Consider the following 11,630-nt stretch of genomic DNA (forward strand, 5'->3'; position numbering starts at 1 on the left):
CCAGCCGATCCTGGAGATCGATATACACCACGTTATCAAAGCGTAAGGCCCGCGCCGAGAGCGGAACCAACGCCACTCCCACCCCGGCGGAGACCAGGCTAATCATCGAGGTAACGTCGTTAATCCGCTGCGCCACCTGCGGCGTAAAGCCCGCGACGCGACAGGCATCCATAAAAACCTGCTCCAGTCCGGTGCCCTGCGGATCGTCAAGCGAGATCCAGTTGTCAGTGCGCAATGAGGCCAGATTAAGCGCGCCCACGCCGGCCAGCGGATGCTGTTGATAGAGCGCCAGGCAGAGCTTTTCACGTACAAACGGCCTGACCACCAGCGCGTCCGGCGGCGAGGCCAGCGGCGCGCGGATGATGGCGATATCCAGACGCAGATCCAACAGCGCTTCGTAGAGCATTTGCACATCCCCCTGCACCAGCGACAGCTCAATCCCCGGCCAGTCGGCGCGCAGCCGGCGCAGGAGCCCCGGCAGTTTACTGTCGTACATCGCGCTGGAGACATACCCCAAATGCAGCCTCCCCTGCTTGCCCCGCGCGATGCGCTGGGCGTCCAGCACCGCCTGATCGGCCATTTCCAGCGCCAGCCGCGTCTTGTGTAAAAAGGCCTCGCCCGCGGCGGTCAGAGTCAGACGGCGGTTAGCGCGGGAAAAGAGCACCACGCCCAGGCGCTGCTCAAGCTGCTTAATCTGCTGACTGAGGGCGGGCTGGGCGATATGTAACCGCTCCGCCGCCCGGTGCATATGCAACTCTTCGGCAACGACCACAAAATGGCGTAACGCTCGCAAGGACATGGTCGGACTCCTCCCTACAAATTGATAAGAAAAAGCTTATCAATAAAGCATAAATGATGCAATTGATAACCATTAGCCTGCGAAGCATACTGTGCGCATCGATACGCTAAGGAGAACATCATGACCGCACCGATTCAGGATCTGCGCGACGCCATCGCGCTGCTGCAACAGCATGACAATCAGTATCTCGAAACCGATCATCCGGTTGACCCTAACGCCGAGCTGGCCGGTGTTTATCGCCATATCGGCGCGGGCGGCACCGTGAAGCGCCCCACCCGCATCGGGCCGGCGATGATGTTTAACAATATTAAGGGTTATCCACACTCGCGCATTCTGGTGGGTATGCACGCCAGCCGCCAGCGGGCCGCGCTGATGCTGGGCTGCGAAGCCTCGCAGCTGGCCCTTGAAGTGGGTAAGGCGGTGAAAAAACCGGTCGCGCCGGTGGTCGTCCCGGCCAGCAGCGCCCCCTGCCAGGAACAGATCTTTCTGGCCGACGATCCGGATTTTGATTTGCGCACCCTGCTTCCGGCGCCCACCAACACCCCTATCGACGCCGGCCCCTTCTTCTGCCTGGGCCTGGCGCTGGCCAGCGATCCCGACGACGCCTCGCTGACCGACGTCACCATCCACCGCTTGTGCGTCCAGGGCCGGGATGAGCTGTCGATGTTTCTTGCCGCCGGCCGCCATATCGAAGTGTTTCGCCAGAAGGCCGAGGCCGCAGGCAAACCGCTGCCGATAACCATCAATATGGGTCTCGATCCGGCCATCTATATTGGCGCCTGCTTCGAAGCCCCTACCACGCCGTTCGGCTATAACGAGCTGGGCGTCGCCGGCGCGCTGCGTCAACGTCCGGTGGAGCTGGTTCAGGGCGTCAGCGTCCCGGAGAAAGCCATCGCCCGCGCCGAGATCGTTATCGAAGGTGAGCTGTTGCCTGGCGTGCGCGTCAGAGAGGATCAGCACACCAATAGCGGCCACGCGATGCCGGAATTTCCTGGCTACTGCGGCGGCGCTAATCCGTCGCTGCCGGTAATCAAAGTCAAAGCAGTGACCATGCGAAACAATGCGATTCTGCAGACCCTGGTGGGACCGGGGGAAGAGCATACCACCCTCGCCGGCCTGCCAACGGAAGCCAGTATCTGGAATGCCGTCGAGGCCGCCATTCCGGGCTTTTTACAAAATGTCTACGCCCACACCGCGGGTGGCGGTAAGTTCCTCGGGATCCTGCAGGTGAAAAAACGTCAACCCGCCGATGAAGGCCGGCAGGGGCAGGCCGCGCTGCTGGCGCTGGCGACCTATTCCGAGCTAAAAAATATTATTCTGGTTGATGAAGATGTCGACATCTTTGACAGCGACGATATCCTGTGGGCGATGACCACCCGCATGCAGGGGGACGTCAGCATTACGACAATCCCCGGCATTCGCGGTCACCAGCTGGATCCGTCCCAGACGCCGGAATACAGCCCGTCGATCCGTGGAAATGGCATCAGCTGCAAGACCATTTTTGACTGCACGGTTCCCTGGGCGCTGAAATCGCACTTTGAGCGCGCGCCGTTTGCCGACGTCGATCCGCGCCCGTTTGCACCGGAGTATTTCGCCCGGCTGGAAAAAAACCAGGGTAGCGCAAAATAAGCAATAGCCGCCGGTAAACGGCGGCATTTTTCCATGCCGCGCGATCCTGAGCGGATGGCGCAGGCAGGATTAATTGATCGCAGCGGCGAGATCTTTTTTCACCAGCTCGCGCAGCTCAGAAATCAGCTCCTGGCTTACGTCGAAATGGCGATCGGGGCGTTACGCATGGGGGTATTTACAGGGAATGATCCTTCATAAAAAAGAGAGGCGCTTATCACTGCGCTAATAAAGACTATCTGTAGCAAAGGGGGTATTTAAAACTGGATAATAAAAGAATAGCAGGTAACCGAAACCAGCCCCCGGTCGACTCTCAACCGCAAAGAAAAATATATTCTTCCTTCCAGTAGCGGCCCTGACCTATGATGTCCCCGGCAGAAGTGATTAACCGTTTTTGCTTTTCGGTTTCGATACCCTCAACGATCACATGGCCGGTCAGGGTATGAATAGACTGCAACAGACCGGGCAAAGCGGGGTCGTTTTCTTTATCCCAGAAGTAATCCTTATCCACTTTGACGCAATCGAAGCGGAATCTCTCCAGCAGCGGGAAGGAGGTTCGCCCGCGACCAAAATCATCCAGCCAGACCGGACAAAGCGCCGCCAGCGTGCTTAGCGCCGTCAGCTCGCGGCCGGCGATAAACTCATGAAAATTCTCATTTATCTCCAAAGCAATATGCTTACACGAGCGCAGAAAATCGCAGAGATAGCGGTCCGTCAGAATAAAATGGCTTAATAAATCATCGATATTGAGCGAGATCGGCTTATTATCGACCAGGGAAAAATCAAATACGGAAAGCAACTCGATTTGTCGGGTAAATAGTGCAAGCTTATCGCTTTCGGTAAGCGTGGAGAAAGAAAACGCGGGCGCTGAGGCGTTATTTCGTGCGGGTGCTATAATATCTTTAGTGAGCAATTCCCACGAGTGGCAGCTGCCATCATCGCTAATAGCGGGCTCCAGTACGAAGCGATAGGAGGTATTTTTCGCGTTTTCTTCAACCATTTAAAAAATACCAAAAATAAGAAAGGGTTAAAGCATGTCATATATTTCCCGCCAACAAAAATAGTTTAAAATGATCGATAAGAAACATTCGATAGCTAAAAACTATCAACATATAATTTATTGATCGGTAAAGTGAATTAATATAAATTAGCCACCGCTGTCGCATGCGTTTAGACAACAATTAAAATATTGTTTTAAACCAGCCAGTTACATGACGAGCCGCATCCAGTCGTAGCCACATTACGCTTTTCCCCGGCGGCAAAAAAAAAGCGTGGTGTAATAAAAATCAAAAATACAAGCCGCCAGTTTTCGTCCTTTCGTATGCCAAAAGATGAATAATCTCTGACCCAACGCAACCGCTTGCCGATAATAAAAACGCTGCCCCGGTCAACGAAACGTCATACTTTACCGCTACCTTGCTGGCAGAACAGGCGCAGCGGATAAAGGGCAGTGAAAAGAAAATACATGGTTCCACTGGCGCTAATGCTCCTCATGCTCATCGCCAGCGCATGGCTGGAACCGGCCCCGCGGCCTGTCGCCAGAGGGCTGTGCGTCTGGTTCGACGGGGCAATGGTCAACTGTCTGCAGAGGCAACGGCTGGGCGAAAGGTTGCCGACTCACTCGCTGGCCAGGCGGTAAACGGGCACTCGTCGGGTGGTATTGAACAAATTGTCGCTGACCTCCACCTCCGTCGTGACAATCGCCATGCCGGACCGGCGCAACTGCGCGATGTCCGCCGCCACTCGCTGACTGCCGAACCAGAACAGGGCGTCGAGAGCGGTGACCGGCAGGCCGGCGTTCAGCGCCTGGCGGAGCCGCTCCCGGGCCGGCTTTATCTCCCGGGCAATCTGCTGGTACGGGGCCGCCGTCAGCCCGGTTGCATCGACGCGACGAATGCGGTTTGCCAGGCGGTAATGAAAGGCTTCCGGTACAGCCTGTAAATCCTGTTTCAAACTATAGACGCAGCCGTAACGTTTGCCGTTGAAAACGGCGGCTTTACGGCTAAGCTGCAACGTCTCGCGAACATCGGCGATTAGCTGCGGCGCGCGCACCAGCAGCAGGCGAAAAGGCAGCTCGAAGCTGGTGACATAGTCGACGTTCAGTAACGCAATGCGCAGGCGCTCCTCTGCCCCGGCCCGCAGCTGACGACACTCCAGGTATACTTCGCGCCACTGCTCCCGGAGCCGTGGCGTCTCACCGGCTTCGGTAAACTGGTATTTTTCAATATCGTAATCAATTCTCCCGGCCACCGCGCATTCCTTTCTGAATCAGTCCGCGGGTTATATTATCATCCTCCGACGCCGTCCCCTATGCCCAACGCCGCTGTCGTTGTCGATTATTTACGATAAAGATAACGGGTGATGATCACATCAAGAACAAACAGCAGGAAGATAACGCTGCTTAACCATAATAAGCCTGCGAATAAATCAAGTAATTGCATCGTTGTTCCCTCGCCGTTGGCCCTAAAAAAGACGCTCCATCACCATAAAGTAGTTAACAACCACCTTACCAGCCACAGAATAAAATTATTTAGCACGATGCCATCCCGAGCCCGGACAGATTCATTTTATTGTCATTAATTTGTCATCAAAAAATGTCTATCATCAACCGGCGCCGCAGGGTCGTCTCTGCCGTCATGGTATGGCGGACAACGCGTCGCCACGCGGTTTAACAACACGGAATAACCTCGCCCTGCCTCATTCTTACTGTCATTGCATAATTTTATATCAGGCACGTTTGTCATCCTGCTGAATAATCCGTAAAAGCGCCGTAAGCAATAAAACCCCTGCAGATTGGTTTACCATGGAGAAATAAGATGCCTAGCGAAAAAGCCCGCAGCCTTGACCATTTCTATGAATTACTGGCGACAGGACAACACCCGAAGATTGAGCTCGATTTTGATGTCGCCGCGGACGATTTTTTTAAAATCGCCACCGAGTTTGGCGATATTGGCGCGAGGATCACCCGGGTTAACGAACGATTTATTATTAAGATCAAGCCGCCGAAGGCATAAACACCCGGCCCGAGTCGTTGCAGCAGATCACCGGTTTGTGCGCATCCCTCTCGGTCATCCCTGACCGGACGGCGCGACGCGCCGGCAAATCCTCACCTGCCGGCGCGAATCAGGCTCAGTGATAGCCCTCGCTGCCGGAGACTTTGCCGCGAAAGACGTAGTAGCTCCAGGCGGTATACATCAGGATCACCGGGATAATGAGCAGCGCGCCCGGCAGCATAAATACCTGGCTGGACGGCGGCGCAGCGGCATCCCACAGAGAGATATGCGGTGGGATAATGTTCGGCCAGACGCTGATCCCCAGCCCGCTGAAGCCGAGGAATATCAGGCCCAGCGTCAGGATAAAGGGACGGGCGTGGCTGGCGGGGCGCGCGCTCAGGCGCCAGATCCACAGGCTCAGTGCCAACACCAGAATCGGCACCGGCACGAACCAGAAGAAATTGGGCAGCGTAAACCAGCGTTCCGCCACGTAGCGCCAGCCCAACGGCGTCCAGACGCTGACCACCGCGATCACCGCCATCAGCGCCAGCAGTACCTTGCGGGTCAGCTCGCGCATCCGCTGCTGCAGCGCGCCTTCGCTTTTCATAATCAACCACGTGGTGCCCAGCAGCAGATAGGCCACCACCAGCCCCAGACCGCAGAACAGATTGAAAGGGGTAAGCCAGTCCAGCGTCGAACCGGCGAAGCGGCGGTCAGCCACCGCAAAGCCGTTGATAAACGCGCCGACGACAATCCCCTGGCTGAAGGTCGCCAACAGCGAGCCGCCGGCAAAGGCATAGTCCCAGAAGATGCGATGCGAGGGAACCGCTTTAAAACGAAATTCAAAGGCCACGCCGCGAAAAATCAGGCCGATGAGCATCGCCGTCAGCGGGATAACCAGCGCATCGGTGATCACCGCATAGGCCAGCGGAAAGGCGCCGAACAGCCCTGCCCCGCCGAGCACCAGCCAGGTTTCGTTACCATCCCAGACGGGGGCGACGCTGTTGACCATCACATCGCGCTCTTCGCCATCATGCACCACGCTGAACAGCATCCCAATACCTAAATCGAAACCATCCATCACGATATACATCAGCGTGGCGAAGACAATGATGACAAACCAAATCACCGAGATATCGATGCTCATGATGCGTTCTCCTCATCACGCACCGGCTCAGCCGCTGAGAGCGGACGCGCCGGGGTGCCTGCGGTTTGCGAGGTCAGCTCCGTCACCGGCTGCGGCCCTTTTTTGATAAGCCGGAAAATGTAGTAATACCCCACGCCAAACACGGCGCAGTAAACCACGATAAATACCAGCAGGCTGATGGCCATCTGCAGGGTGCTGTGCAACGACACCGCATCCCGCGTGCGCAGCAACCCGTATATCACCCACGGCTGGCGGCCCATCTCGGTGGTCACCCACCCGGCGACCAGGGCAATAAGACCGGCGGGCCCCATACAGAGCGCAAACCACTGGAAGGGACGCGAGTGGTACAGCCGCCGCCGATAGCGCAGCCAGGCGCTGCAGATCCCTAAGGCGATCATCAACACGCCCATCGCGACCATGATGCGAAACGACCAGAAGACGGCGGGCGAATAGGGTCGGTCCTCTTTCGGGAAGTCTTTCAGGGCCGGCACCTGCTTATGCAGGCTGTGGGTAAGGATCAGGCTACCGAGAGCGGGGATCTCAAGACCATAGCGGGTCCGCTCCTGCTCCATGTCCGGCAGGCCAAACAGCAGCAGCGGCGTGGCCTCGCCGGGGCGATTTTCCCAGTGCCCTTCGATGGCCGCGATCTTCGCCGGCTGATGCTCAAGGGTGTTAAGACCATGCATATCCCCCACCACCGCCTGGATCGGCGCCACCAGCAGCGCCATCCACATCGCCATCGACAGCATTTTGCGGATGGCCGGCGAGTCGTTGCCGCGCAGAAGATGCCACGCGGCAGACGCCCCGACGAACATGGCGCTACTGAGAAACGCGGCTATCGCCATATGGAACAAGCGATACGGAAAAGAGGGGTTAAAGATAATCGCCAGCCAGTCCTGCGGGATGAGATGGCCATTTTCGATGATAAAACCCTGCGGCGTCTGCATCCAGCTATTGGAGGCAAGGATCCAGAAGGTAGAAACCAACGTGCCAAGCGCCACCATGCAGGTGGTAAAAAAATGCAGCGCTGGCGGCACTTTATTCCAGCCAAACAGCATCACCCCGAGGAATCCCGCTTCAAGAAAGAAGGCGGTCAGCACTTCGTACAGCAGCAGCGGGCCGGTAATACTGCCAGCGAACTGGGAAAATCCGCTCCAGTTGGTGCCGAACTGATAGGACATGACTAATCCGGAGACTACGCCCATGCCAAAATTGACGGCAAAAATTTTCAGCCAGAAATTGTAGAGTGAACGCCAGACATTATCCCGGGTTCGCAGCCACATCCCCTCAAGCACCACAAGGTAGCTGGCAAGGCCGATGGTGATGGCCGGAAAGAGGATATGGAAGGATACGGTAAAGGCGAATTGCAATCGGGCCAGATGAAACGCGTCGAATTCAAACATATTCCACACCCATCATTGTGAATCGCCCCGACCGCAGCCGGGGCTCATGCGAACATCACTTAGCTGATGATGAAGTGTTTTGCTTCCCGGCTCCGAGTTCGGCGCCGGTCAAAGGATCGCCCTGCGGGTCAGACTGCGTTCGCTTCAGCATCGCTTTGCACAGCGCTTCCTGCTCTGGCGTCAGGCCGACAGAAGCACTGCCATCTCCGCCGTCTACGCCCGGCTGTGGATCCTTGACATAATCGAAGTGTTTGTCACTGTTCCAGCTGCCGCGTACTTCTCCACCTTCAGACATATTGTAGTAGGTGTTAGCGTACTCGCTAATGGGCGGCAGTTTGCCCGGTGGATAGTTGTTGCGAATCGACTGCAGGGCCTTCTCAAAAGAGAGCTGATGCGCCGCTTCGCGGGTCATCAGGAAGGCCAGCGCGTCTTTCACGCCAGGATCGTCGGTCACGTTGATCAGGCGTTCATAGACGATCTTCGCCCTCGCCTCCGCCGCGACATTCGACCGCAGGTCGGCGGTGGGTTCGCCGATAGTATCAATGTAGGCCGCCGTCCACGGCACGCCCGCCGAGTTGGTCAGCGGGGTACCGCCGCCGTACAGCAGGGATGTAATATGGCTGTCATTGCCGTTGGCGGTGAGCGAACGATAGAGTTCCGCCTCGCTCTCAGTGCCCTCCGCCAGGGCTCCTTTGGCGCCTTTATTCAGCATGCCGACCAAAGTGCCAATGATCTCCAGATGGCTCAACTCCTCTGTCGCGATATCCATCAGCATATCTTTGCGGCCGGGATCGTCATCGCTTAATCCCTGGGTGAAATAACGACACGCGGCGGCCAGCTCGCCCTGAGGGCCGCCAAACTGTTCGAGCAGTAAATTCGCGAGCCCCGGATTCGGTTCAGCAACGCGTACGGTATACTGCAGTTGTTTCACATGACGAAACATGGGCCTGCCTCCTGGGTTATTTTTTCGCTTCTACGCCGTCAGCATCTGAACGCAGGAGAAACTGCTCCGTAGTCTGAGGAATATGTTTAATCAGCCAGTCGGCCATTTCCCGCTCTTCCTCCAGGATGGCTTCAATGGCTGGGATGGAGGCGGTATCGCCCGCTTTTTCAGCGGCCGCCAGCAGAGAGGTATAGCAGGCGATTTCAAACTGCTCGAAAACGTACCCGCTGATCGAGCCTTTGACGATTTCATCGGAAGGAAACATCCCGCCGATGGACTGGCCGAGAGCCGCCATTTTACTCATCGAATCTTTAATCACCGAGCGCGAAATCTCATTGCGGTCGAGGATCTCTTCCAGCACGGTAATTTGCCGTTTGGTCTCGTTAACATGCTGTTCGATTCTGGCACGGAGATCCGGATAATTATCGATACGGCCAGCCATTGATTCCAGCATGGACTCTGCCTGTTTTTCCATGGCATGCGCATCTCGTAGCCAGTCATGGTAATGTTCAACGTGATTCATCGTGATTTCCTCGTGTCAGGGAGAGTTTATTTTTCCGCTTTCTTATTAATATTACCTACCGCCAGATCGGTTAATTTCACATCGGTTTGTTTTTCTTCTTCCAGGGTTTCGGCAAGCAGTTTGGCTGCTTTTTTATAGCCCAACTGCTCTGCCAGGGTGACCAGAGTACCGTAACTGGCAATTTCGTAATGCTCGACCTTTTGCGCAGCGGCAATTAATGCAGCATCACGTACCTCATTTTTTTCCGTGCTCTCAACGACTTCATTAGCTTCTTCGATTAATCCTTCCATGGCCACGCATTTCATGCGTTTGATTTTCAGGTTGGATTCCTGTTCAATAATCTGGTCGATACGTTCGATCTGGCCCTGGGTTTCTTCAAGATGAGCATTGAACGCCGCGCTGAGTTTTTCACTGGACGCCGCTCTGGCTAGTTTAGCCAGCCCGCGGGTTAATTGTTTCTCTGCGCTGTAGGTATCTGAGAGCAGGTGAATAAATACATCTTCAATGCTTTTCATATTCATAGAAATACCTTCTGGAGTCAGAAAATAACTGCGAGTCTGTGACAGACTCGCAGGAGATACTTTCACTTCAGGGTGCAAGGAAAAGGATAATCAGGAATTATCGGACTTGCGGCCACCGCCGTGGCTATTCTGTCCGCCTTTTTTACCCGCTTCGGACGCACGCTGCGGATCATTTTTAAAGTTCCCGCCGCTGTGCTGACCACCTTTACGACCTGCTTCAGAAGCTTTTTCACGGTCTTCAGCAAAATTACCGGAACCACCACGATGCTCTGCCATATTTCACCTCATGTATATCGGTTATGTCAGTACGATACGAAAATATTCCGTATCACTCGTCGTTCGATATTTAAATCTAGCGGGTAATGCTGGTTAGTCAAATTATTATTCCGTTTTTTCGACACCTTTTAGCAGGAATTCGGAATAATTCTACAAGACACCTCAAAAATAACCAGACGGCACCTTGACGCTAACTCACTGTGTTCAGGGAAATAATGTATGCAGATCACCTCTGCGGCAAAGAATTATCTATACCGGAGGATTACTACCGTTGGGTTATATAACGAAGCGGCAGCATTGTCCTTTGCCAGACGGAAATTAAGAATTTTCCCTGATTTTACGGATAAAAAAAAGCCGCTGGGGAAGCGGCTAGCAAACAAAATGGAGCGAATATCATGCCCGATTAATACTGGCACACATAAGGGCAATAGGCAAATAACTCGAACGGACCAGCCGGGAAATAAGCGAAGCGTGGAATATATTCAGCTCCTGGAATATCACGCAGTTCCATTATTAGTACTCTACGCTTTATTTTTTACGATGATTTATCGGTGACGATAGCAGCCGTTCACCAGGCCGAAGAACCGCATGCTGTCAACCTTTCTCTCGAGGAGAATATTCTATGAAAGCACTCACTTATCACGGCCCGCATCATGTCAGCGTCGACACCATGCCTGACCCGGCTCTTGAGGCAGCGGACGATATTATTCTGCGCGTCACCGCGACAGCGATTTGCGGTTCCGATCTGCATCTGTACCGCGGAAAGATCCCCGGCACGCACCATGGTGATATTTTCGGCCATGAATTTATGGGGGAAGTGGTGGAAGCCGGTTCCGAGGTCACCGCGGTCCGCAAAGGCGACCGGGTGGTTATCCCGTTTGTCATCGCCTGCGGAGACTGCTTCTTTTGTCGCTTGCAGCAGTATGCCGCCTGCGAAAGCACCAATAGCGGCCAGGGAGCGACGCTCAATCGAAAAGGCATTTCGCCACCGGCGGCGCTGTTTGGCTATAGCGATTTGTACGGCGGGATCCCGGGCGGCCAGGCGGAATATGTACGGGTCCCCAAAGCCAATACCGGACCGTTTAAAGTGCCAGACACCTTACCCGATGAAAAGGTGCTGTTTCTGTCAGATATTCTGCCCACCGCCTGGCAGGCGGTTAAAAACGCCGAGGTCAAACCCGGCAGTAGCGTGGCTATTTTTGGCGCCGGCCCGGTAGGCCTGCTCTGCGCCTCCTGCGCCAGGCTCAATGGCGCAGAACAGATATTTATCATCGATCATAACGATTACCGACTCGATTTCGCGCAACAACGCTATGGCGCGATCCCGATAAACTTTGACCACCATGACGATCCTGCGCAGTGGATTATCGATAACACGCCGGGCCATCGCGGCGGCGGC

Annotated in this window: 15 protein-coding genes; 5 read left to right on the plus strand and 10 right to left on the minus strand. The window is 55.1% G+C overall.

Annotated features, from left to right (window positions below):
- A partial coding sequence (locus HMPREF9538_RS00415; protein WP_009486507.1) for a LysR substrate-binding domain-containing protein occupies positions 1 to 799 on the minus strand: 799 nt, incomplete at its 3' end.
- Between the two features lie 120 nt (positions 800 to 919).
- Between HMPREF9538_RS00415 and HMPREF9538_RS00410 the strand changes: the two genes are divergently transcribed.
- Both HMPREF9538_RS00410 and HMPREF9538_RS32530 read left to right on the plus strand, forming a co-directional pair.
- The gene (locus HMPREF9538_RS00410; RefSeq protein WP_009486508.1) at positions 920 to 2,428 is read left to right on the plus strand and encodes a UbiD family decarboxylase; all 1,509 of its coding nucleotides are present in this window, start codon (positions 920 to 922) and stop codon (positions 2,426 to 2,428) included.
- 33 nt (positions 2,429 to 2,461) lie between these two features.
- Entirely contained in the window at positions 2,462 to 2,626 is a 165-nt protein-coding gene (locus HMPREF9538_RS32530) for a hypothetical protein (protein WP_009486509.1), read from the plus strand.
- 112 nt (positions 2,627 to 2,738) lie between these two features.
- Here the strand turns inward: HMPREF9538_RS32530 and HMPREF9538_RS00400 are convergent, their stop codons facing one another.
- From HMPREF9538_RS00400 to HMPREF9538_RS00390, 3 genes are all read right to left on the minus strand, one after another.
- Positions 2,739 to 3,425: an EAL domain-containing protein gene (locus tag HMPREF9538_RS00400; RefSeq protein WP_004150790.1), complete on the minus strand. Its 687-nt coding sequence runs from the start codon at positions 3,423 to 3,425 to the stop codon at positions 2,739 to 2,741.
- Positions 3,426 to 3,823: 398 nt separating this feature from the next.
- Positions 3,824 to 4,003, minus strand: a complete 180-nt coding sequence (locus HMPREF9538_RS00395) for a hypothetical protein (protein WP_004140501.1) — start codon at positions 4,001 to 4,003, stop codon at positions 3,824 to 3,826.
- Between the two features lie 39 nt (positions 4,004 to 4,042).
- Complete coding sequence (locus HMPREF9538_RS00390; RefSeq protein WP_004150791.1) at positions 4,043 to 4,675, minus strand: helix-turn-helix domain-containing protein; 633 nt, start codon at positions 4,673 to 4,675, stop codon at positions 4,043 to 4,045.
- Between the two features lie 566 nt (positions 4,676 to 5,241).
- Here HMPREF9538_RS00390 and HMPREF9538_RS00385 point away from each other — a divergent pair.
- Positions 5,242 to 5,439, plus strand: coding sequence for a hypothetical protein (locus HMPREF9538_RS00385; RefSeq protein WP_004140506.1), 198 nt, complete (start codon positions 5,242 to 5,244; stop codon positions 5,437 to 5,439).
- A gap of 115 nt (positions 5,440 to 5,554) precedes the next feature.
- On the opposite strand, the gene cydB is transcribed toward HMPREF9538_RS00385, so the two are convergent.
- The 6 genes from cydB to HMPREF9538_RS00355 form a co-directional block, all read right to left on the minus strand.
- Entirely contained in the window at positions 5,555 to 6,565 is a 1,011-nt protein-coding gene (gene cydB, locus HMPREF9538_RS00380) for a cytochrome d ubiquinol oxidase subunit II (RefSeq protein ID WP_004140509.1), read from the minus strand.
- Positions 6,562 to 7,968, minus strand: coding sequence for a cytochrome ubiquinol oxidase subunit I (locus tag HMPREF9538_RS00375; protein WP_009486510.1), 1,407 nt, complete (start codon positions 7,966 to 7,968; stop codon positions 6,562 to 6,564). Before HMPREF9538_RS00375 ends, cydB begins: the two co-directional genes overlap by 4 nt.
- 55 nt (positions 7,969 to 8,023) lie before the next feature.
- On the minus strand, positions 8,024 to 8,911 hold the full coding sequence (locus HMPREF9538_RS00370) for a manganese catalase family protein (RefSeq protein ID WP_004179357.1): 888 nt from the start codon (positions 8,909 to 8,911) through the stop codon (positions 8,024 to 8,026).
- A 16-nt stretch (positions 8,912 to 8,927) separates the two neighbouring features.
- On the minus strand, positions 8,928 to 9,434 hold the full coding sequence (locus tag HMPREF9538_RS00365) for a ferritin-like domain-containing protein (RefSeq protein WP_004190904.1): 507 nt from the start codon (positions 9,432 to 9,434) through the stop codon (positions 8,928 to 8,930).
- A gap of 26 nt (positions 9,435 to 9,460) precedes the next feature.
- Positions 9,461 to 9,955, minus strand: coding sequence for a ferritin-like domain-containing protein (locus HMPREF9538_RS00360; protein WP_004148027.1), 495 nt, complete (start codon positions 9,953 to 9,955; stop codon positions 9,461 to 9,463).
- A 90-nt stretch (positions 9,956 to 10,045) separates the two neighbouring features.
- Positions 10,046 to 10,231, minus strand: coding sequence for a general stress protein (locus HMPREF9538_RS00355; RefSeq protein ID WP_004150795.1), 186 nt, complete (start codon positions 10,229 to 10,231; stop codon positions 10,046 to 10,048).
- A 219-nt stretch (positions 10,232 to 10,450) separates the two neighbouring features.
- Between HMPREF9538_RS00355 and HMPREF9538_RS32535 the strand changes: the two genes are divergently transcribed.
- On the plus strand, positions 10,451 to 10,786 hold the full coding sequence (locus tag HMPREF9538_RS32535) for a hypothetical protein (RefSeq protein ID WP_004213087.1): 336 nt from the start codon (positions 10,451 to 10,453) through the stop codon (positions 10,784 to 10,786).
- Between the two features lie 67 nt (positions 10,787 to 10,853).
- Positions 10,854 to 11,630, plus strand: a 777-nt coding sequence (locus HMPREF9538_RS30850) for an alcohol dehydrogenase catalytic domain-containing protein (RefSeq protein ID WP_009486511.1), incomplete at its 3' end; no start/stop codon positions are given.

Source organism: Klebsiella sp. MS 92-3 (assembly GCF_000195655.1).
Lineage (GTDB): Bacteria > Pseudomonadota > Gammaproteobacteria > Enterobacterales > Enterobacteriaceae > Klebsiella > Klebsiella pneumoniae.